Here is a 20,333-nt window from a genome sequence, read left to right as displayed (position 1 = left end):
GTCTGTGTGGGGGAGGTCGCGTCTAACCGGCGAGCTGAAGTCGCAGGAGACTGAGCTTCGTCGCGACGGTCCCGTCGATGACCTCGTCACCGATCTGCACGCGCAGACCGCCGATGATCGTCGGGTCGATGACCTGGTTGATGCGGAGGTTACGCCCGAACTGACGGGCCAGGCCCGCCTCGAGGCGTCCGAGGTGAGCGGTGTCCAGTCGCGTGGCGCTGGTCACGGTGGCGACGAGCTGGTCGGACTGGTCCGCCACGATCTCGGCGGCCGTGCGTAGCAGTTCGCCGATCCGTCGGCCACGCGGCTGACGCACCAGGTGCGACACGATGGCCAGCGTCTGCGGGCTCGCCTTGTCGCCGAGGAGACGCTGGACGAGACCGGCCTTGGCCGATGCGTCGCTCAGCTTCGTCCCGATCGCCAGCTCGAGGCGGGCGTCGGATCGGACCACGGCGTCGAAGCCGAAGAGCTCGTTCTCGATGCTGCTGTCTTGCGGAGCACTGAAGGCGATCACCCGGAACCCGAGCTCTTCGATGCCGGCGAGCAGGTCGCGCGATGACGACCAGCGGCTGCCGACGACCGAGACGAGCAGCGCCCGTGCGGCCTCGGAGAACGACCCGAAGAGCCGGTCGACGAGCTGCTTCTTGACGGCCACGTCGGTCGACGGGTCGGAGAAGTACGCCTGCAGCTGGACGGAGCCGCCGATGACCCGACCAGCGTCGAGCAGCTGCTCGCCGGTGGTCAGGTCGGCGGAGCCACCCAGGTCGGCGAGGACGGACCGCGCCGACCCGAGGGCCTCTCGGGACATGGAACCCATCGTCAGCTGCCCGCCTTAGCGTTCTGGTCGGCCTCGAGGTCGGCCAGGAAACGGTCGACGACCGCCGACGCCTTGGCGTCGTCGTTCAACGACTCGCCGATGACACCCGACGCGAGGTCGATCGCGAGCGATCCGACCTCGGCGCGGAGGGACGCGACGGCGGCCTGGCGCTCGGCCTCGATCTGAGCGTGCGCCGATGCGGTGATGCGGTCGGCGTCCGCCTGAGCCTGCTGCTTGAGCTCGGCGAGGATCTCGTTGCCCTCGGCTCGCGCAGCCTCACGGATGCGCGCCGCCTCGGCACGTGCGTCGGCGAGCTGCTTCTTGTACTCGTCGAGGGCCACGGCGGCCTCGGCCTGAGCGGCCTCGGCGTGCTTGATGCCGCCCTCGATCTTCTCGGCACGCTCGTCGAGGATCTTGCGGAACCTCGGGATCGCGAAGATCCCGAAGAACGCAGCGATGACCACGAAGACGACGAGTGACCAGAGGATGTCGTAGTCAGCGGGGAAGAAGATGGCGGCCCCTTCGGGAGCACCGCCTTCGGCCGCGAGGATCTTCTCGATCATCGGTGTGTCGTCCTAACTAATCAGGAGAAGATGAAGCCGGCGGCGAGGCCGATGAAGCCCAGCAGCTCGGTGAATGCGATACCCAGGAACATGGTGACCTGGAGTCGACCGGCGAGCTCGGGCTGGCGAGCCATGGCCTCGACGGTCTTGCCCGCGACGATGCCGATACCGATGCCGGGGCCGATCGCTGCGAGGCCGTAGCCCACGGTCGCGATGTTGCCGTTGATCTCAGCGAGGATCGTGGTGGTGTCCACTTGTGTTTCCTTCCGGTTGGGCGGAGTCCGTCGGTCGACGGACGCCGTCGTTCTTAGTGTTCTTTCGCCGCGGCCTGTTGGATGTAGACCGAGGCGAGGAGTGTGAAGACGTAGGCCTGGAGGATCGCGACGGCCATCTCGACGATGGTCATGACGAATCCGCCGATGAGCGTCAGGGCGCCGAAGGCCATGAACCCGCCGCTCATGCTGAAGAAGAAGAAGTGCGTCGCCGCGAAGCAGAGCACCAGCAGGAGGTGCCCCACCATCATGTTCAGCAGGAGTCGGAGGGCGAGCGAGATCGGTCGCACGATGAAGATGTTGATGAACTCGATCGGCGTCAGCAGGATGTACATCGGCCACGGGACCCCGGGCGGGAAGAGCGCGTTGCGGAAGAACGTGCCCGTGCCGGCCTCGCGGATGCCCGCGTAGATGAACATGACGTACGCGACGACGGCCAGCAGCAGGGGCATGGCCACGACCGAGGTGCCGGCGATGTTCAGGCCGGGGATGATCCCGGTGATGTTCATGGCGAAGATGCCGAAGAACATGGCCGCGAGGATCGGGAGGTATTTCCGGCCGAGTCGTTCGCCGAGGATCTCCTCGACGATCTGGACGCGGACGAAGTCGAGGCCCAGCTCTGCGATGCTCTGACCACGGGTCGGGATCAGCCGACCCTTGCGGAGAGCCAGCCAGAACAGCAGCAGCATGATGGCGATCGCGAAGAGGCGGACCAGCATGATGCGGTTCAGCTCGAAGGGGGTGCCTTCGAAGAAGATGGCGGGAGGGAAGAACTCGTCAAGAGTCGGGGCGTGGAATCCCCCGTCTCCGTGGCCGGCGTCGGCGGCGGAGAGCAGGTTCACAGCGTTCGCTATCAGCGCTATCTCCTGTGTCGGGGCGAGCACCCTGAAGTGTCGCGACGATGAGTGGGGTTGTCATCCGATGACCCGCAGAGAATCGCGGCCGGGGAACGGTCAATACTCTACCAAGTGAAAGCTCACGGACACGAATCGGCGGAGCTTATTTCACCAGCTGCAGTGTTCGCTGGCACCATCCGATGGGTGGGCTGTCAGTCCCGCGGAGCGGGGGGCAGCGTCGCGTCGCTGACGTGCGACAGGCGACCCCTGACGACCACCAGGGCGTCGATCGCCAGCGTGCCCACGATCGAGACCACGAGCGAGAGGAAGAGGACGACGTCGTCGACGAAGGGCTGATCGCGCACCAGGACGAGCAACGCGATGAAGATCACGAGCTTGAGCAGCCAGGCGCCCATGACGATGCCGAAGAACGCCGCGAGCTCGAAGCGGATAGCGACGAGCATGCTCGCCGCCGTGATGCCCGCGAACAGCACGGCGAGCCCCGTCCCCAGGAGAGCGCTCCAGAGACCGTCGGCTCCGGCGGCGAGGTACCCCGCGCCTCCTCCGACGACGGCGATGACGAGGGCCAGGATCGCCGTGTAGCGCAGCACCTGGACGAAGATCGATCGGGCGTCTTTCATGGGTGTTCCTTCGGTGGTGAGAGTTCGGGGACCGCGGCCTGGGCGGCCGTGTCGGTATCGGCGGGGTCGAGGGCGGATGCGGCCTCGTCGAGCGGGTCGAAGCGGTCGGACTCCGTCACCTGGAGCTCGTCGCTGCTCGTGGCCTGCACCGCCATCTCGACGCGCTTGCGCCTGCTGAGCGGCGCCAGGGTCACGGCGGTGCAGGAGACGAGACCGACCCCCAGGAAGATCACGACGAAGTAGGTCGGCTTGACGAAGAGGAACATCAGGCAGCCCACCGCGACGACGACCGTCCAGGCGTAGAAGATCAGGACGGCCTGGAAGTGGGAGTGGCCCATGTCGAGGAGTCGATGATGCAGGTGCTTGCGATCGGCCGTGAACGGCGACTTGCCGGCGCTCACCCGGCGGAGCACGGCGAGGCCGAAGTCGAGCAACGGCACGATGAGGATGGCGAAGGGCAGGAGGATCGGGATGAACGCCGGCAGCAGCGCCGTCCGCGAGATCTGGGCCGGGTCGATCTGGCCGGTCACGGAGATCGCGCTCGTGGCCATGAGCAGACCGGTCAGCAGCGCCCCGGCGTCGCCCATGAACAGCCGCGCGGGATGCCAGTTCAAGGGCAGGAATCCGAGGCAGGCTCCGATCAGCACGGCGGAGATGAGAGCCGCGAGGTTGAAGTACTCGGTCTGGCCGATGGTGATGGAGATGACGAAGCTGTAGACGAAGAACACGCCGTTCGCGACGATCGCCACGCCCGCGACGAGGCCGTCGAGACCGTCGATGAAGTTGACCGCGTTCATGACGAGCACGACCGCGAGGATGGTCAGGATCAGCGACATGTAGGGCGAGCCGATGGCGAGACTGCCGCCGAGCGGCAGGGAGACCAGCTGGACCCCCTGCCAGGCCAGCACCCCGGCGGCGATGATCTGGCCGGCCAGCTTCGTCATCCAGTCGAGGTCGTAGAGATCGTCGACGACGCCGATGACCACGATGATCGTCGCGGCCGCGATGATCGCGAGCGGAGGCCCAGCGTCGGCGAAGACGAGTCGGAAGTAGTCGACGTCGGAGATGAGCGGGAACAGGAACCAGGCGGAGAGCAGGGCCACGACGACGCCCGTCCACATCGCGACTCCGCCCAGTCTCGGCGTCGGGGTCTTGTGGACGTCCCGCTCGCGGATCGTCGGGTAGATCTTGTACTTGAGTCCGAGCCGCCACGCCGCGACCGACATGACGAAGCTGACCGCTGCCGCGATGGCCATCGCGAGCAGGTAGTACCTCACGCGATCGCGTCGACCCCGACGACGCGCGTGATCTCGGTGTCGGCGAGCACGCCGTGCCGGACGATGCGGAGGACGCCGTCGTCGGCCGCGGTCGCATCGACGATGGTCGAGCCGGTGTTGGCCCCCGGCCGACGCTCGTAGTCGGAACCGACCACGCCGGCCTCCAGGTACACCGAGACGGAGTCGCCCAGCATGGCCCGGGCCTCGTCGGCGGTCGTCGCCGCCGGACGACCGGTGAGGTTGGCGCTCGAGACCGCGAGCGGTCCCGTCTCCTCGAGGAGCTCGAGGGCCAGCGGGTGGCTCGGCATGCGCAACGCGACCGTGCCGCGAGTCTCGCCGAGATCCCAGGTGAGCGACGGCTGGGCGCGGAAGATGACGGTCAGCGGCCCCGGCCAGAACTCGTCGAGCAGGGGGCGGACCACGTCGGGGACCGACGCCGTGAGTGCGGCGAGCGTGTCGAGACCCTTGATGAGCACGGGCGGCGGCGACTGACGCCCCCGCCCCTTGGCGTCGAGAAGACGCTGGACGGCGGACGCGTCGAACGCGTCGGCGCCGACCCCGTACACGGTGTCGGTGGGCAGGACGACGAGCTCACCGCGGCCCACGGCCGTGCGCGCGAGACGCATGCCGGCGAGCAGCTCGGAGTCGACGGAGCAGTCGTAGAGAGAGGCCATGACCTGTCGATAGTAGTGCGACGGACCGCAACGCCCGCTCAGCGCACCGCCGTCGTCGCCCGGTCGCGCCCGGTGAGGTCGGTCGTGGTCTCGGGCCGTCGCCAGCCGTCGGCCTGCAGGATCTCCCGGATCGCGCCTCCTTGGAGCTCGCCGTGCTCGATGACGAGCACTCCCCCGGTGTGCAGGAGACGCTTCGCCGTGAGCGAGAGGGCGCGGACGACGTCGAGGCCGTCCTCACCGCCGTAGAGCGCGAGGGACGGATCGTGCAGACGCACCTCGGGGTCGCGCGGCACCATTCCGAGCGGCACGTACGGCGGGTTCGACACCACGACGGAGACGGTGCCGTCGAGCTCGGGCAGAGCATCCGCGAGATCGCCCTCGACGAGCCGGACCTCGGCGCCGACCGAGGCGATGTTGCGCCGGGTCCAGACGGCCGCCTCGGGCGACAGCTCGACCGCGGTCACGACGGCGTGCGGGACCTCGGTCGCGAGGGCGAGCGCGAGGGCTCCGCTGCCGGTGCCGAGATCGACGGCAAGGGGGTGCTCGGCCGCGACGGCGCGCAGTGCGTCGATCGCGATCTGCGCCACGCCCTCGGTCTCGGGACGGGGCACGAAGACCCCGGGGCCCACCTGGAGCGTGAGCGACCGGAAGGCCGCCGTCCCCGTGATGTGCTGCAAGGGCTCCCGGGAGGCGCGGCGCGAGACGACCTCGGACAGCGCGGCGACGGCGTCGTCCGGAAGCGGTGCCCGGGTGACCGCCCTGGCCCGGACCACCCCGCGGCCGAGACCCGTGACGTGCGAGACGAGGAGCTCGGCGTCGACCCGGGGGCTGGGCACCCCCGCACCGGCCAGCACCGCCTCTGCCGCCTGAAGAGCGGAGTCGACGGTGCTGACCGAGGCGAACGCCGCGAGGGCCGGGCCGGTCACGACGCGGTGTCGCCGATCTCGGCCAGGCGAGCCTCCTCGTCGGCCTGGATGCACGAGTCGATGACCGCGCCGAGCGCGCCGTCCATCACGGCATCCAGGTTGTAGGCCTTGTAGCCCGTGCGGTGGTCGGCGATCCGGTTCTCGGGGAAGTTGTACGTGCGGATCCGCTCGGAGCGGTCCATCCCCCGGATCTGGCTCTTGCGGGCGTCGGAGGCGATCGCCGCCTGCTCCTCCTGCTGACGGGCCAGGATGCGGGCCCGCAGGACCCGCATGCCGGCCTCGCGGTTCTGCAGCTGGCTCTTCTCGTTCTGCATCGCGACGACGATCCCGGTGGGGAGGTGCGTGATGCGGACGGCGGAGTCGGTCGTGTTGACCGACTGGCCCCCGGGGCCGCTCGAGCGGTAGACGTCGATCTTGAGGTCGTTCTGGTTGATCTCGACCTCTTCGGGCGCGTCGACCTCGGGGAAGACGAGGACGCCCGTCGTCGAGGTGTGGATGCGCCCCTGCGACTCGGTGGCCGGCACCCGCTGGACGCGGTGCACGCCGCCCTCGTACTTGAGGTGCGCCCAGACGCCCTGCGACGGGTCGCTGGCATTCGACTTGATCGCGACCTGGACGTTCTTGTAGCCGCCCAGATCGGAGTCGTCGCTCTGGATCATCTCGGTCTTCCAGCCGCGCGACTCGGCGAAGTGGAGGTACATGCGCAGGAGGTCGGCGGCGAAGAGGGCGCTCTCCGCGCCTCCTTCGCCTCCCTTGATCTCCATGATGACGTCGCGACCGTCGTCGGGGTCGCGAGGGATCAGCAGTCGCCGGAGGCGCTCCTGGGACTCCTCGAGACCCTGCTCGAGAGCGGGCACCTCGTCGGCGAACGCCTCGTCCTCCTTGGCGAGCTCGCGGGCCGCCTCGAGGTCGTCGCCCGCCTGCTGCCAGGCCGAGTGCGCCGCCACGATCCGGCTGAGCTCGGCGTAGCGCCGATTGATCCTCTTGGCGCGCGCCGCATCGGCGTGCACCGCGGGATCACTGAGCTGGGTCTGGAGAGCGTCGTGCTCGGCCAGCAGCACCGCCACCGACTCGAACACTGTTAGTGCTCCTTGTGGCCGTTGTCGTGGCCGTTCGCCGGCACCGACTTCTGCACCTGGACGAGGAACTCGACGTTGCTCTGCGTCTCGCGCAGGTTGCCGAGGACGATCTCGAGCGCCTTCTGCTGGTCGAGACCCGCGAGGGCCCGACGCAGGCGCCAGGTGATCTTGACCTCGTCGGGGCTGAGGAGCATCTCCTCGCGGCGGGTGCCCGACGCGTTGACGTCGACCGCCGGGAAGATGCGCTTGTCGGCCAGGTGACGCGACAGACGCAGCTCCATGTTGCCGGTGCCCTTGAACTCCTCGAAGATCACCTCGTCCATCTTCGAACCCGTCTCGACGAGCGCCGTGGCGAGGATCGTCAGCGAGCCGCCGTTCTCGATGTTGCGCGCCGCGCCGAAGAAGCGCTTGGGCGGGTAGAGCGCCGACGAGTCGACGCCGCCCGAGAGCACGCGGCCCGAGGCCGGAGCCGAGAGGTTGTAGGCGCGACCGAGGCGCGTGATCGAGTCGAGGAGCACGACGACGTCGTGACCGAGCTCGACGAGACGCTTGGCGCGCTCGATGGCCAGCTCGGCGACCGTGGTGTGGTCTTCGGCGGGACGATCGAAGGTCGAGGCGATGACCTCGCCCTTGACGGTGCGCTGCATGTCGGTGACCTCTTCGGGTCGCTCGTCGACGAGGACGACCATGAGGTGGACCTCGGGGTTGTTCTTGGCGATCGAGTTCGCGATGGCCTGCAGCACGAGCGTCTTGCCCGCCTTCGGCGGCGAGACGATCAGCCCGCGCTGCCCCTTGCCGATCGGCGCCACGAGGTCGATGATGCGGGTCGACAGCTTCTGCGGCTCCGTCTCGAGACGCAGGCGCTCCTGCGGGTAGAGCGGGGTCAGCTTGTTGAACTCGACGCGCTTGGCCGCCTCGTCGACCGGCTGGCCGTTGATCGAGTCGATGCGGACGATGGCGTTGTACTTCTGACGCCCCTGGCCCTGCTCGCCCTCGCGCGGCTGACGGATCGCGCCGACGACCGCGTCGCCCTTGCGCAGGAAGTACTTCTTGACCTGACCGAGCGACACGTAGACGTCGCTGGCTCCGGGCAGGTAGCCGGTGGTGCGGACGAACGCGTAGTTCTCGAGGACGTCGAGGATGCCCGCGACGGGGATGAGGACGTCGTCCTCGGTGATCTCCGGCTCGAACTCGTCGTTCTGCGTCGCGCCGCGACCGCGCTTCCGATCACGCTGACGCCCGCGACCCTGACGGCCGCCCTCGTCGTTCTGCTGGCCGTTCTGCTGACCGTTCTGCTGACCGGAGCCCTGCGCGCCGGCGGGCTGCTGGTCGCCCCGGGCGCCGTCGTTCCTGTCGCCCGTGCTCTGCTGCTTCGACTGCTCGTCGGAGCGGGCGCCGTCGGTCTGGGCGGTCTGGCCGTTCTGGGCGTTCTGGGCGTTCTGGCCGTTCTTCCGGTCGCCGCGGTTGCGGTTGCGGCTGCGACGACCGCCGCCCTGCTGACCGTTCTGATCGTTCTGATCGTCGGAGCCGTTCTGCTCGCCGCCCTCGCCCTCGGTACGGGCGTCGGTGCCCGCCTCGGGGGCGCTCGTCGGCGCCGGAGCGGCGTCCGTCGACGCTGCGGGCGCCTGGGCCGCGGCGACGCTGGCGTCTGTGGCTCGACGAGACCCGCGACGACTGCGCGTCGGGCGCTCGGCCGGCGTCTCGGCGGCGACGGGCGCCTCGGTCTCGACGGACGACGAGGACTCGGATCCGGTCGGAACGGTCGTCGTCGCGACCTCCGGTGCCGACTCGACCGGGGCGGAGACCTCGGGCGCGGCCTCGGCCACGAGAGGAGCCGTGCCGGTCTGACCGGCGTTGAGGTGGTCGGTCGCGCCCCGCTGGGCGGGAGCGCCCGCGGCGGAGGACGCCCGACGCGAGCCGCGGCGCTTGGTGGCCGGAGCCTCGGAGACAGGGGCCTCGACGACCGGGGCCTCGGCGGCGGGCGCCTCGACTGCAGGCGCCTGGGCGGCCACGGCGTCGGTCGTCTCGACGTCGAGGGTCGGCTGAGCGGCGTCGACCGACTCCGCCGTCTCGGCCGGAGTCGCGTCGACGACGGCTGGCGCCTCGACGGTGCCGGTCATCGCGGCGGCCTCGGTCGCGGCGATGGCGGCGACGAGGTCGCCCTTGCGGAGCTTGGAGAGACCGCTGATGCCGAGCGACGAGGCGAGGGCCTGCAGCTGGGGCAGGCGCATGGCGCCGAGCTCGGTGGTGCGGTCGGTGGACGCGGAGTTGCTGACGTCGGTCACTGGATGGGTTCCTTTCGCTCCCCCGCACGGAACGGCGGGGCAGAGCTGCTCACACCCCGCTGCCTCTCGCCTGCAGGACTGTGCTGCAGGAGAGGATCTCGGAGGTGCGGTGCACGGCTGCCGGATCGGCAGACGGGCACTGCTAGATGTGCACTACGGGATGGTTGCGACCCGGGGACTCGACGACGTGGAACCCCATGCGGGCCCGAGTCGGACTGCGTCGACCTGAGGTCGTCGGAGAGCTGGTCGAGCGGTGCTAGATGCCCAGGAAATCTGAGTTTTCTACCGGGTGCGCTACGACTGTAGCACCTTTGAGATCGACGGCCAGCATCAACGCACGCCACTCCGAGACGCCGTGCTCGGCCACCAGATCGGCGGCGAACAGGCGTTGCGCGGGGTCGCTGCCGAGCACCAGGAGCGACGGCCCGGCCCCCGAGACGACGGCGGCCAGACCCGCGTCGCGGAGGAGTCGGATGAGGGCGTCGGTCTCGGGCATCGCGCTCGCCCGATAGCTCTGGTGGAGCCGATCCTCGGTCGCGGCGTGGAGCAGCTCGGGGCTCTGCACGAGCGCCGCGACGAGCAGGGCCGAGCGGGACACGTTGAACGTCGCGTCCTCATGCGGCACCGACGCGGGCTGGAGGCTCCGGGCGAGCTTGGTCGAGAGGGTCGTCTCGGGGACGAACACCACGGGCGAGACCCCCCGGTGCACCAGCAGCCGCTTATGGGCGGGACCCGTGGACGTCGTCCAGGCGATCGTGAGCCCGCCGAAGAGCGCGGGCGCGACGTTGTCCGGATGCCCCTCGAGCTCGGCGGCGAGAGCGAGCAGGTCGGACGACGAGAACTCGACCTCTCCCTCGAGCAGACCCTTGGCGGCCATGACACCGGCCACGATGGCCGCCGCGGACGAGCCGAGTCCGCGGCCGTGGGGGATGACGTTCCGAGCGGAGAGCCGGAGCCCCGGCAGGTCGCGACCCACCGAGGCGTACGCGGCCGCGATCGAACGGACCACGAGGTGCGACTCGTCCGTCGGCACCTCGCCGGCGCCGACACCGGACACGTGCACCTCGACGCCGCTGCCGGACGTCGCCGTCACCACCAGCTCGTCGTAGAGCGACAGTGCCAGACCGAGCGTGTCGAAGCCCGGGCCGAGGTTGGCCGATGTCGCGGGGACCCTGACGAGAACCGACCTCTCGGTCGGAGCGGAGGTCATGCAGATGCCGGGACGAGCCCGAGCACCTCGGCCACGCGAGCCGTGTCGCTCGCGACGACCGTCGGCTCGACCGTCGAGCCGTCCGCCCGGCGGAGGGCCCACTGCGGGTCCTTGAGGCCGTGACCGGTGACCGTCAGCACGACGGTCGATCCCGCGGGCACGACGCCGGCGTCGGCGCGCTCGAGGAGACCGGCCACGCTGATCGCCGACGCCGGCTCGACGAACACGCCGACCTCGGCGCTGAGGATCTTCTGAGCGGCGAGGATGGCCTCGTCGGTGATGGCGCCGAACCAGCCGTCCGTCAGGTCTCGGGCCTCGAGCGCGAGCTGCCAGGACGCCGGGTTGCCGATGCGGATGGCGCTGGCGATCGTCTCGGGGGACCTGACGACCTCGCCTGCGACGATCGGGGCGGACCCGGCGGCCTGGAACCCGAACATGCGCGGCAGTCGCGTCGACCGACCGGCCTCGACGTCCTCGCGGTAGCCCCTCGTGTAGGCGGTGTAGTTGCCGGCGTTGCCGACGGGGATGAAGTGGAAGTCCGGGGCGTCGCCCAGGACGTCCACGACCTCGAAGGCCGCGGTCTTCTGGCCCTCGATGCGGTCGTTGTTCACTGAGTTGACCAGGTGGACGGGGTAGTTCTCGGCGAGGTCGCGAGCGATGTCGAGGCAGTCGTCGAAGTTGCCCTGGATCTGCAGCAGCTGACCGTCGTGGGCGACGGCCTGGCTCAGCTTGCCCATCGCGATCTTGCCCTCGGGCACGAGCACCGCGGCCGTGATGCCGGCGTGGGCCGCGTAGGCGGCGGCCGAGGCGGACGTGTTGCCCGTCGAGGCGCAGATGACGGCCTTCGCACCGTGCTCGACGGCCTTCGAGATGGCCATCGTCATGCCGCGGTCCTTGAACGAACCCGTCGGGTTCATGCCCTCGTACTTGACGAAGACCTTCGCTCCCGTCCGGTTCGAGAGGGCCGGTGCCGGGATGAGAGGCGTTCCGCCCTCGCCGAGGGTGACGATCGGCGTGGCCTCGCTGATGTCGAGACGGTCGGCGTATTCGCGCAGGACACCCTGCCACTGGTGGGCCATCAGGCTCCTTCGACTCTCAGGACGCTCGTGACGGTGTTCACGACCGGTGATTCCTCCAAGGCCTCGACCGTCGCCGCGAGTGAGGACTCCAGCGCACGGTGCGTGCCGATGATCAGAGTAGCGGTGGCCGGGGTCGCGTCGTCGCCGCGCTCCGCGTCCGGCCGGACTCCCCCGGTCTGCTCGACGCTGTGGACGCTCACTCCGTGGTGGCTGAGGACGCCGGCGACCTCGGCCAGCACGCCGGGCTGGTCGGCAACGTCGAGCGTGATCTGGTAACGCGTGGTGACCTGGCCGATGGGCAGCACCGGGAGGTTGGCGTGCGTGGACTCCGCGACGCCCGGGCCGCCGATGACGTGCCTCCTGGCCGCGGAGACGAGGTCGCCGAGCACGGCGGACGCCGTCTCGATCCCGCCGGCGCCGGCGCCGTAGAACATCAGGTCGCCCGCTGCCTCCGCCTCGACGAAGACGGCGTTCTTGGCCCCGTGCACGGCGGCCAGCGGATGACCGAGGGGCACGAGCGCGGGGTAGACGCGCGCGCTGACGCCCTCGACGCCCTCGGAGTCGACGAGCCGCTCGCAGATGGCGAGGATCTTCACGACGTAGCCGGCCTTGCGGGCGGCGACGACCTGCTCGTGGGTGACGCGGGTGATCCCCTCGCGATGGACCGCCGAGAGCGGGACCGTGGTGTGGAAGGCGAGGCTCGCGAGGATGGCGGCCTTCTGGGCCGCGTCGTACCCCTCGATGTCGGCCGTCGGGTCCGCCTCGGCGTACCCCAGCTCGGTCGCGGTCGCCAGCGCCGCCTCGAGCGTGTCGCCGTCGGTGTCCATGCGGTCGAGGATGAAGTTCGTGGTGCCGTTGACGATGCCCATGATGCGGACGATCCGATCGCCGGCCAGGCTGTCGCGCAGCGGGCGGATGATCGGGATCGCGCCGGCCACCGCCGCCTCGTAGTACAGCTGGGCCCCGACCTGCTCGGCCGCCTCGAAGAGCTCGGGCCCGTGACTGGCGAGGAGCGCCTTGTTGCCCGTGACGACGTCGGCCCCCGACCCGAGGGCCTTCAGGACGTAGCTGCGCGCCGGTTCGATGCCGCCCATGAGCTCGACGACGATGTCGGCTCCGAGGATGAGCGACTCGATGTCGGTGGTCAGGAGCTCGCGCGGGAGGTCGACGTCGCGACGCGCGTCGACGTCGCGGACGCCGATGCCGACGAGCTCGAGTCCCGCGCCGGCACGGCCCGCGAGGTCGTCGGCCTGCTCGAGGAGCAACCGGGCCACCTGGGACCCCACCGATCCGGCGCCCAGCAGAGCGACCCTCACGTTGCGGTATTCGATCATGGCTTTCCGTTCTCATGGGCTGGTCCGCGTCGGCGGACCCTGGTCGGGGAGGAAGGGCGGGGCGGAGGGGTCGACGAGGTCAGGAGAGACCGGCGTCACGGGCGAGCAGGTCGGCCTCGGTCTCGCCCCGGACGATGACCCGTGACTGCCCGTCGACGACGGCCACCACCGGCGGTCGTCCGACGTGGTTGTAGTTGCTCGCGAGACTCCAGCAGTAGGCGCCCGTGGCGGGGACGCCGACGAGGTCGCCCGGGGCCACGTCGCCGGGCAGGTAGTCGGCCAGGACGACGAGGTCGCCGCTCTCGCAGTGCTTGCCCGCGACGCGCACGAGCACCGGGTCGGCCGAGGAGGCGCGGTTCGCGATCGAGACGGAGTAGTCGGCTCCGTAGAGGGCCGTGCGCGCGTTGTCGCTCATGCCGCCGTCGACGCTCACGTAGCGACGGACGGCCTGACTCGCGCCGTCGTCGGAGGTGACGAGCACGTCTTTGATGGTGCCGACCTCGTAGAGCGTCGTGCCCGACGGCCCGATGATCGAGCGACCCGGTTCGACGGCCATGACGGGGACGGGGATGCCGAGACGACGGCACTCCTCGTCGACGATGTCGGCCAGCGCGGCCGCGAGCTCGGCGATCGGCCGGGAGTCGTCGGCGCTCGTGTACGCGATGCCGAAGCCGCCCCCGAGGTTGAGCTCGGGCACGTCCCCGTCGCGCAGGAGGTCGGCGTGCACCGCCAGCAGTCGCGACGCCGCCTCGGCGAAGCCGTCGCTGCCGAAGATCTGCGAGCCGATGTGCGAGTGGAGACCGAGGAATCGGAGCGATGAGCGGTCGCGTACGGCGGCGACGACCCCCGCGGCGTCGGCGAGGGGCACGCCGAACTTCTGGTCTTCGCGGGCCGTGGCGAGGTACTCGTGCGTCGACGCGTGCACGCCCGAGTTGACGCGCAGCCGGACGGCCTGGACCACGCCGTGCCGGTCGGCGGCGTCCGCGACGCGGGCGACCTCGTCGGCGTTGTCGAGGACGATGACGCCGATGCCCTCGCCCACGGTCCGGTCGATCTCGCCGAGCGACTTGTTGTTGCCGTGGAAGCCCATCCGGGCGGCCTCGACGCCGGCCGCGCGGGCGACCGCGAACTCACCGCCCGTGCAGATGTCGATGCGCATGCCGGCAGCGGACACCCATCGGGCCACCTCGACGGAGAGGAACGCCTTGGCTGCGTAGTAGACCGACACGGTCGTGCCGATGCGGCCGAACTCGCGGCGGAACGACTCGACGGCCTCGGCGGCCCGCCCCCGCGCGTCGGCCTCGTCGACGACGTAGAGCGGAGTGCCGTGGCGGGATGCCAGATCGCGGGCGGACACGCCGCCGATGACGATCTCCCCCGAGTCGTCTCGGCCCGCCGTCCGTGACCAGACCGAGGCGTCGAGGGCGTTCGGCTCGACCGGCACCCGCAGCCAGGCGGGGGCGAGGGGGTTCGACGACACGGGCACCTCGGTTCGGGGGGACGACGGGGACTGTTCTGAGCCTAGCGACGGCGACGCCGGCGTCATGCCACCGGGCCCTCCGCCGTCACGAGCAGGAGGCCTCGTCGTCGAGGAGCGGCTCCGACAGGTCGAGGCCGGGCGACGAGAGGTCGATCGAAGCGCGGTCGGTCGTGACGTCGACCCCGGTGATGGCGGAGTCGGCCGGCAGGTACTCGGCGACGCAGACGGTGGTGGCGAAGTCGCCGAGGAACCGCGTCAGATCGAGCCGGATCGACGTGTCGGGCAACGACGCCGCCGTCGGAGAGAAGGAGATCGCCCGGCCGGCGTCGGCCACGGTCGGCGACGCGGAGACGTCGACCGGCACGTCGCCGACGATCGGGATCGTGAAGGTCTTCTGGTAGGTGACCTGGCCGTCGTCGAAGGACACCGTGCCTCCGGAGTCCTCGATGCCCTCGAGGCGGTTGACCGTGGCGGCGTCGACGGAGACCGTGCCCACGACGGCCCCCGTCGGGCCCGCCAGGTCGGTCGGCACATCGGCGACGTCGACCCGGAAGCTCACCGGGTCGCTCGCCGACCCGGACGCAAGCGTCACCGAGTCGAGGGTCCCCCGGGAGAGCTGCCACAGGACCGACAGGCCGTGGATGTCGACCGCGACGTCGTCGACCCCCGAGGTCTCTTCGACCTGGACCGACGCGCGGTCCTCGATGACGGCCCGCGTCACGACGTCCGCCACCACCGCGATGATGACCAGCATGACCACGAAAGCCAGCACGGCGACGAGCGCGACGCCGCGACGACGTCTCTTGCGCGGTCGGACCGGCTGCTCGGCGAAGGTCTCGTCGAGCGCGCTCACATGCGGTCCGGGGCCGAGACGCCGAGCAGACCGAGCCCGTTGCGGATGACCTGGCCCGCGGCCTCGTTCAGCCAGAGCCGCGTGCGGTGCAGATCGGTGATGGCCTCGTCGCCGAGAGGGGTGACCCGACACGAGTCGTACCACCGGTGGTAGGTGCCCGCCAGCTCTTCGACGTACCGGGCCACGCGGTGGGGCTCGCGCAGCTCCGCCGCCTGACGCACGACGCGAGGCAGCTCGGCGAGCGCGCCGAGCAGGGCCGCCTCGGTCGGGTGCGAGAGCAGCGAGGCGTCGAAGGCGTCTCGCGTGACGCCGGCGGCCTCCGCGTTCCGGGCCACGGCGCGTGTGCGGGCGTGCGCGTACTGGACGTAGAAGACCGGGTTGTCGTTGCTGCGGCGGGTCAGCAGGTCGAGATCGATGTCGATCGAGCTGTTGACCGGGCTGCGGACGAGCGAGTAGCGCCCGGCGTCGACCCCGACCGCGTCGACGAGGTCCTCCATCGTCACGACGGTGCCGTTGCGCTTGGACATGCGGAGCGGCTCGCCGTCGCGCAGCAGGTTGACCATCTGACCGATGAGGATCTCGAGGTTGACGCCCGGCTCGTCGCCGAAGGCCGCGCACATGGCCATCATGCGGCCGACGTAGCCGTGGTGGTCGGCGCCGAGCATGATGAGGTTGCGCTCGAACCCGCGCTCGCGCTTGTCGAGGTAGTAGGCGAGATCGCCGGCGATGTACGCGGCCTCGCCGTCGGTCTTGATGACCACCCGGTCGCGGTCGTCGCCGAAGTCGCTCGTCTTGAGCCAGGTGGCCCCGTCGGCCTCGTAGACGTGGCCGAGCTCGCGGAGGCGCGCCACGGCGCGTTCGACGGCCCGCGACTCGTGCAGCGAGTTCTCGTGGAAGAAGACGTCGAAGTCGACGCCGAAGTCGTGGAGCGACGTCTTGATGTCGCCGAACATGAAGTCGACGCCCACCGAGCGGAAGAGCTCCTGGGCCTCGTCGCGCGGGAGGTCGCGCACGTCGGCGTCGACGGTCGCCATGACGCGCTCGGCGATGTCGCCGATGTACGACCCGCCGTAGCCGTCGTCGGGGGTGGGCTCGCCGAGCGCGCTGGCGAGGAGGCTGCGGGCGAAGCGGTCGATCTGGCCGCCGTGGTCGTTGAAGTAGTACTCGCGGGTGACGAGGGCGCCCTGCGCCTGGAACACGCGGGCCAGGCTGTCGCCGACCGCGGCCCAGCGCACCCCGCCGAGGTGGATCGGGCCGGTCGGGTTGGCCGACACGAACTCGAGGTCGATGGTGACGCCCTCGTAGTAGTCGCCGCGCCCGAAGGCCTCGCCCTGCTCGACGATCGTCTTGGCGAGGACGCCCGCGGCGGCGGCGTCGAGGCGGATGTTGACGAAGCCCGGCCCGGCGACGTCGACGAGGGCCACCCCGTCGACCTCGGCGAGATCGCCGGCGATCTCGGTCGCGAGCTCGCGGGGGTTCGACCCGACCCGCTTGGCGAACTTCATGGCCACGTTCGTCGTCCAGTCGCCGTGATCGAGGTTGCGGGGACGCTCGAGGACGACGTCGGCGGGGGTCACCGAGACCTCGCCGGCGACGCCGCGGCGCTCGAGGACGCCCGAGACGACGGCGAGGAGGGAGGAGGAGAGTTCGGCGGGAGTCACGAGGGTTCATCTTACCGTCTGACGGCGGCGGATCAGCGGGCGACCGGGTCGGCGCAGCCCCGACGGAGACGACCCCCGGGCGCCATCGGTGAAGATGGTCGGCATGACGCCGATCACCCGCCCTCCTCTGCGAGGTCTCACCCTGGCCGCGATCGTCGGACTCGCGGCTCTGCCGCTCGCCGCGTGCACCTCGGGCGACGCGCCGGCACCGGAGTCGAGCGCCGCGGCGTCACAGGACGCGACCGCCGGCGCCCCCGGCGACGCGACGCCGACCCCGACCCCGACGACCCCGGCCCTGGTCAGCACGCCGGTGGATCTCGACTGCTCGGCCCTGGTCGATCCGGCGACGGTCGCTGCGGCCCACCCCGGCCTGTCGCCCGCTCCCGTGCCCGAGGGCGCCGACGACGACGGGGTGACCACGCCGCTCGAGCGGGTCGCCGCGGCCGACGGCACCCTGTGCGCCTGGACCGACACGGCCGGGGACACCATCACCCTCGGAGTCGCGCAGTACGACGACGCCGGACTGACGACCCTCGCGAACGAGCTCGTCGCGACGAGCAACTGGGTGCCGACGTACGGAGTCGAGGGCTACTTCGACGTGACGCAGGGCGTCGGCCGGGCGGAGTTCCTCCCCCTCCCCTACGACGTCGTGCTCGAGTCCACCGCGTTCGTCGAGCCGGGATCGGCCGAGCCCGTGGCGTCGCAGGTGGTGGCGGCGCTCGAAGCGGGCGGCGCGACCGGCTGACCCGCGCCTCCGGCGACCTCTGGAGTCAGGCGGCGCGCGACGCCCGACCGGCGGACAGGGCCTCGAGGCGCAGCCGCGCCAGAAGCGCCGGCAGCTGCGCGCGGTCGGCGCCCGGATCCTCCGGGTGCCACTGCACGCCCGTGATGGGCGCCTCGACGTGCTCGACGGCCTCGATGGCGCCGTCGGCTGCCCGGGCGACGACCCTCAGCCCCGCACCGGGACGTCCGATGGCCTGGTGATGCGAGCTCCGGACGACGACGCGGGTGCCGAGCACCCCGGCCAGTCGACTCGCGGGGTCGATCGCGACGAGGTGGTCGGCCATCGACAGGTCGGCCGGGACGCCCGAGGTGCGGTGCAGACCCGCCTCGTCGTCGAGATGCTGCTCGAGCGTCCCCCCGAGGGCGACCGACACGATCTGGTGGCCCCGGCAGACGCCGAGGAGGGGCGTGCGGGTCTCGAGGGAGCGTCGCACGAGAGCGATCTGCGCCTCGTCGGCCACGGCGTGGTGCGGACCCTCCGACGGGTAGCCGCCCGACGCGCCGTAGAAGCGGGGCGAGACGTCCTCGCCGCCGAGGACGACCACGGCGTCGGCCCGCGCCGTCGAGGCCAGCAGGGCGTCGACGCCCAGCTCGCCGGCCGCGACGCGATCGGTCGTCCACCCGCCCCGCGCCGCATCGCCGAGCACCCGGGCCACCATCGTCTGCACGTACGCGTCGTAGCGCGGGGCGTGCGGGCGGTGACGGGTCACCTCGACGACGGCGAGGTGGAGGGTCTCGGAGGGCATGACCCCATCGTCGTCACGCCCGGGCGGCGACGCCAGCTCCGTGTCTCCGCGTTACGGAGCGATCGACGTGATGCTCAGGGCCACAGGGAGGCGCGGGTCCACGAATCGCCCTCGCGGTCGTACCGCAGGCGCACCTGATCGCGGCCGCTCGTGGCCTGCCAGAACTCGATCGAGGCGGGCTCGACCCGGTACGCCGTCCAGTCGTCGGGGGCGGAGTCCTGGTCGGCGTCGATGCGCGAGCGGGCGTCGTCGAGGGCGCGCCGCGCCTCCTCGGGGTCGGCGATCACGCTGCTCTGCGGCAGGGCGACGGCGACGGCCCGCGACTGCGGGTGCCGCGACGTGAAGTCCGCCCGGCTCGCCTCCCGCGACCCGGGGACCGCGCGGCCCGTCACGCGGATCTGCCGCCCGCGCTCGGACCAGAAGAACGACAGGGCGACGCGGGGCTCGACCTCGATCTGCCGACCCTTCGGGCTCAGCGACGACGAGGCGAACCAGAAGTCGTCATCGACGTCCTTCAGCAGGACGACGCGCGAGGCGGGCGCACCCGACGCATCGACGGTCGCCAGGGTCATCGCCTGGGGCTGCGGGACGCCGGCCTCGACGGCCTCGATCAGCCACTCCCTCACGAGCTCCCGCGGATCGGCGGGCGCGACGTCGGGGTCGAGGGCGGGGACGTCGGGGTGGGGCGCCTTCGCCTCGCGGAGGCGGTCGCGGAGGGTCGGGGCGGACTCGTCGGTGCTCATCGCACCACAGTGCTCCGCCCAGGTGGAGGGCGACCGTGAGCGGCCGGGCCGGACCGCGTCGGGAGGCGGCCGGAATCGCTGCTAACCTGGACGACGTTCCTGGGCCCCCATAGCTCAGGGGATAGAGCACTGCCCTCCGGAGGCAGGGGCGAAGGTTCGAATCCTTCTGGGGGCACCGTCATCCGACCGGATCGTCGCCCTACCGTGCGCCGCCCGGCTCGTCGTTCTCGAGCTCACGCCGCAGCACGCGCTCCGAGACTCCCAGATGCCGGGCGACGTCTCGCATCGGCAGCTCGTCGGCGAGCAGCACCCGCGCGATCCGCAGCCGGCGGGACCCGAGACCCTGCGGTCTGCTCGACCGGGCGTCGCGTCGTCGACGGGCGGCCGCGAGACCGGTCTCGGCGTCGACCGTCCGCTCGTGGCCGGCGAGCGCGGCGGCCGTGCGGAAGAAGTAGCGACCCCAGGGTCCGATCTCGTCGATCCCCTCGTCGAGCGATCGGAAGGCGACGCCGCGCTCGTCGAGACCCGACACGAGGTCCAGCAGGGAGGCCACCGACCCGCCCAGGCGATCGAGCCGCGTCACGACGAAGACGTCCCCCTCGCGGAGCGAGGCGAGCGCGTCCACGAGGAACGGCTGACGGGTGCGGCGACCCGTCGCCCGATCGATGTAGATCCGCTCGCAGGCCGCGGCCTCGAGCACGGACTGCTGCCGGTCGGGCGATGCGTCGTCGTCCGAGATGCGGGCGTAGCCGATCACCGCCATGACCGGTCCTGCTCTCTCTGAGACGAAAGGCCCCGCCGAAGCGGGGCCGTCGAGGATGTCGGACGTCGGGTGACTCCGCCGGTCGGGGACTCAGGAGTAGGTGAGGGCGATGACCGCGACGTCGAGGCTGCGGTAGACGCCCTCGGCCCTCGTGGCCGATCGGACCCGCCCGCGGAGGACCTCGTAGCGGCCGTCGGACTCGTGGACGAATCCGATCACGCCGGCCGTCGGCGTCGAGATGCGGTGATAACCGTCGCCCAGGTCGATGACCTCGGCGCGGGACGTCTTCTCGAGAACAGCTCCCATGGTGT

At 70.9% G+C, this 20,333-nt stretch carries 21 protein-coding genes and 1 tRNA gene; 2 read left to right on the top strand and 20 right to left on the bottom strand.

The genetic code is table 11. The annotated features are described in order from the left end of the window. Positions 1-22: 22 nt before the first annotated feature. The 16 genes from ASF17_RS06340 to argS all read right to left on the bottom strand — a co-directional run bounded on the left by ASF17_RS06340 (position 23) and on the right by argS (position 16,987). Positions 23-817, bottom strand: coding sequence for a F0F1 ATP synthase subunit delta (locus ASF17_RS06340; protein ID WP_055796738.1), 795 nt, complete (start codon positions 815-817; stop codon positions 23-25). Between the two features lie 2 nt (positions 818-819). After that, on the bottom strand, positions 820-1,380 hold the full coding sequence (locus ASF17_RS06335) for a F0F1 ATP synthase subunit B (protein WP_055796735.1): 561 nt from the start codon (positions 1,378-1,380) through the stop codon (positions 820-822). A 20-nt stretch (positions 1,381-1,400) separates the two neighbouring features. Then, positions 1,401-1,634, bottom strand: a complete 234-nt coding sequence (gene atpE, locus ASF17_RS06330; protein ID WP_043594505.1) for an ATP synthase F0 subunit C — start codon at positions 1,632-1,634, stop codon at positions 1,401-1,403. 53 nt (positions 1,635-1,687) lie between these two features. Next, positions 1,688-2,494, bottom strand: a complete 807-nt coding sequence (gene atpB / locus ASF17_RS06325) for a F0F1 ATP synthase subunit A (protein WP_055796730.1) — start codon at positions 2,492-2,494, stop codon at positions 1,688-1,690. Between the two features lie 206 nt (positions 2,495-2,700). After that, a complete protein-coding gene (locus ASF17_RS06320) occupies positions 2,701-3,129 on the bottom strand; it encodes a hypothetical protein (RefSeq protein ID WP_055796728.1) in 429 nt (142 codons plus the stop codon). Further along, positions 3,126-4,406 (bottom strand): MraY family glycosyltransferase, encoded by a 1,281-nt coding sequence (locus ASF17_RS06315; RefSeq protein ID WP_235476411.1) that lies wholly within the window; start codon positions 4,404-4,406, stop codon positions 3,126-3,128. The genes ASF17_RS06320 and ASF17_RS06315 overlap by 4 nt, the downstream gene beginning before the upstream one ends. Then, positions 4,403-5,080: an L-threonylcarbamoyladenylate synthase gene (locus ASF17_RS06310; RefSeq protein WP_055796725.1), complete on the bottom strand. Its 678-nt coding sequence runs from the start codon at positions 5,078-5,080 to the stop codon at positions 4,403-4,405. Before ASF17_RS06310 ends, ASF17_RS06315 begins: the two co-directional genes overlap by 4 nt. A gap of 38 nt (positions 5,081-5,118) precedes the next feature. Continuing rightward, positions 5,119-6,006, bottom strand: a complete 888-nt coding sequence (gene prmC, locus ASF17_RS06305; protein WP_055796721.1) for a peptide chain release factor N(5)-glutamine methyltransferase — start codon at positions 6,004-6,006, stop codon at positions 5,119-5,121. Then, complete coding sequence (gene prfA, locus ASF17_RS06300) at positions 6,003-7,085, bottom strand: peptide chain release factor 1 (protein ID WP_055796719.1); 1,083 nt, start codon at positions 7,083-7,085, stop codon at positions 6,003-6,005. The genes prmC and prfA overlap by 4 nt, the downstream gene beginning before the upstream one ends. 2 nt (positions 7,086-7,087) lie before the next feature. Beyond that, complete coding sequence (gene rho / locus ASF17_RS06295; protein ID WP_055796716.1) at positions 7,088-9,370, bottom strand: transcription termination factor Rho; 2,283 nt, start codon at positions 9,368-9,370, stop codon at positions 7,088-7,090. 256 nt (positions 9,371-9,626) lie between these two features. Next, positions 9,627-10,580 (bottom strand): homoserine kinase, encoded by a 954-nt coding sequence (gene thrB / locus ASF17_RS06290; RefSeq protein ID WP_055796712.1) that lies wholly within the window; start codon positions 10,578-10,580, stop codon positions 9,627-9,629. After that, entirely contained in the window at positions 10,577-11,659 is a 1,083-nt protein-coding gene (gene thrC / locus ASF17_RS06285) for a threonine synthase (protein WP_055796708.1), read from the bottom strand. Before thrC ends, thrB begins: the two co-directional genes overlap by 4 nt. Next, a complete protein-coding gene (locus tag ASF17_RS06280; RefSeq protein ID WP_055796705.1) occupies positions 11,659-12,993 on the bottom strand; it encodes a homoserine dehydrogenase in 1,335 nt (444 codons plus the stop codon). Before ASF17_RS06280 ends, thrC begins: the two co-directional genes overlap by 1 nt. Positions 12,994-13,072: 79 nt before the next feature. Next, a complete protein-coding gene (gene lysA / locus ASF17_RS06275) occupies positions 13,073-14,473 on the bottom strand; it encodes a diaminopimelate decarboxylase (protein WP_055796702.1) in 1,401 nt (466 codons plus the stop codon). An 85-nt stretch (positions 14,474-14,558) separates the two neighbouring features. After that, the gene (locus tag ASF17_RS06270) at positions 14,559-15,326 is read right to left on the bottom strand and encodes an LmeA family phospholipid-binding protein (RefSeq protein ID WP_055796699.1); all 768 of its coding nucleotides are present in this window, start codon (positions 15,324-15,326) and stop codon (positions 14,559-14,561) included. Beyond that, complete coding sequence (argS, locus tag ASF17_RS06265; RefSeq protein WP_055796696.1) at positions 15,323-16,987, bottom strand: arginine--tRNA ligase; 1,665 nt, start codon at positions 16,985-16,987, stop codon at positions 15,323-15,325. Before argS ends, ASF17_RS06270 begins: the two co-directional genes overlap by 4 nt. A 103-nt stretch (positions 16,988-17,090) precedes the next feature. Here argS and ASF17_RS06260 point away from each other — a divergent pair, with 103 nt between their 5' ends. Then, a complete protein-coding gene (locus ASF17_RS06260; protein WP_156357323.1) occupies positions 17,091-17,732 on the top strand; it encodes a hypothetical protein in 642 nt (213 codons plus the stop codon). Between the two features lie 25 nt (positions 17,733-17,757). Here the strand turns inward: ASF17_RS06260 and ASF17_RS06255 are convergent, their stop codons facing one another. After that, the gene (locus tag ASF17_RS06255) at positions 17,758-18,516 is read right to left on the bottom strand and encodes a gamma-glutamyl-gamma-aminobutyrate hydrolase family protein (protein ID WP_055796689.1); all 759 of its coding nucleotides are present in this window, start codon (positions 18,514-18,516) and stop codon (positions 17,758-17,760) included. Between the two features lie 74 nt (positions 18,517-18,590). Beyond that, entirely contained in the window at positions 18,591-19,259 is a 669-nt protein-coding gene (locus ASF17_RS06250; protein WP_082475112.1) for a pyridoxine/pyridoxamine 5'-phosphate oxidase, read from the bottom strand. A 103-nt stretch (positions 19,260-19,362) separates the two neighbouring features. On the opposite strand from ASF17_RS06250, the gene ASF17_RS06245 reads away from it, so the two are divergent. After that, a tRNA-Arg gene (locus ASF17_RS06245) sits at positions 19,363-19,434 on the top strand. A gap of 24 nt (positions 19,435-19,458) precedes the next feature. On the opposite strand, the gene ASF17_RS06240 is transcribed toward ASF17_RS06245, so the two are convergent. After that, a complete protein-coding gene (locus tag ASF17_RS06240; RefSeq protein ID WP_055796686.1) occupies positions 19,459-20,022 on the bottom strand; it encodes a recombinase family protein in 564 nt (187 codons plus the stop codon). A gap of 90 nt (positions 20,023-20,112) precedes the next feature. Further along, positions 20,113-20,328 carry a hypothetical protein gene (locus ASF17_RS06235; protein WP_055796681.1) on the bottom strand — a complete coding sequence of 72 codons (216 nt, stop codon included), beginning with the start codon at positions 20,326-20,328 and terminating at the stop codon, positions 20,113-20,115. Positions 20,329-20,333 lie beyond the last annotated feature (5 nt).

This window comes from Frigoribacterium sp. Leaf263 (assembly GCF_001422285.1).
Lineage (GTDB): Bacteria > Actinomycetota > Actinomycetes > Actinomycetales > Microbacteriaceae > Frigoribacterium.
The sequence above is the reverse complement of the archived record's forward strand: the minus strand, read 5'-3'. Positions and strand labels throughout refer to the sequence as shown.

Excerpts from the sequence above, each read along its gene's own strand:
- ASF17_RS06340 (WP_055796738.1), bottom strand. The coding sequence starts at position 817 with ATGGGTTCCATGTCCCGAGAGGCCCTCGGGTCGGCGCGGTCCGTCCTC.
- ASF17_RS06335 (WP_055796735.1), bottom strand. The coding sequence starts at position 1,380 with ATGATCGAGAAGATCCTCGCGGCCGAAGGCGGTGCTCCCGAAGGGGCC.
- ASF17_RS06320 (WP_055796728.1), bottom strand. The coding sequence starts at position 3,129 with ATGAAAGACGCCCGATCGATCTTCGTCCAGGTGCTGCGCTACACGGCG.
- ASF17_RS06310 (WP_055796725.1), bottom strand. The coding sequence starts at position 5,080 with ATGGCCTCTCTCTACGACTGCTCCGTCGACTCCGAGCTGCTCGCCGGC.
- thrB (WP_055796712.1), bottom strand. The coding sequence starts at position 10,580 with ATGACCTCCGCTCCGACCGAGAGGTCGGTTCTCGTCAGGGTCCCCGCG.
- thrC (WP_055796708.1), bottom strand. The coding sequence starts at position 11,659 with ATGGCCCACCAGTGGCAGGGTGTCCTGCGCGAATACGCCGACCGTCTC.
- ASF17_RS06280 (WP_055796705.1), bottom strand. The coding sequence starts at position 12,993 with ATGATCGAATACCGCAACGTGAGGGTCGCTCTGCTGGGCGCCGGATCG.
- ASF17_RS06260 (WP_156357323.1), top strand. The coding sequence starts at position 17,091 with ATGACGCCGATCACCCGCCCTCCTCTGCGAGGTCTCACCCTGGCCGCG.
- ASF17_RS06255 (WP_055796689.1), bottom strand. The coding sequence starts at position 18,516 with ATGCCCTCCGAGACCCTCCACCTCGCCGTCGTCGAGGTGACCCGTCAC.
- ASF17_RS06250 (WP_082475112.1), bottom strand. The coding sequence starts at position 19,259 with ATGAGCACCGACGAGTCCGCCCCGACCCTCCGCGACCGCCTCCGCGAG.
- ASF17_RS06240 (WP_055796686.1), bottom strand. The coding sequence starts at position 20,022 with ATGGCGGTGATCGGCTACGCCCGCATCTCGGACGACGACGCATCGCCC.
- ASF17_RS06235 (WP_055796681.1), bottom strand. The coding sequence starts at position 20,328 with ATGGGAGCTGTTCTCGAGAAGACGTCCCGCGCCGAGGTCATCGACCTG.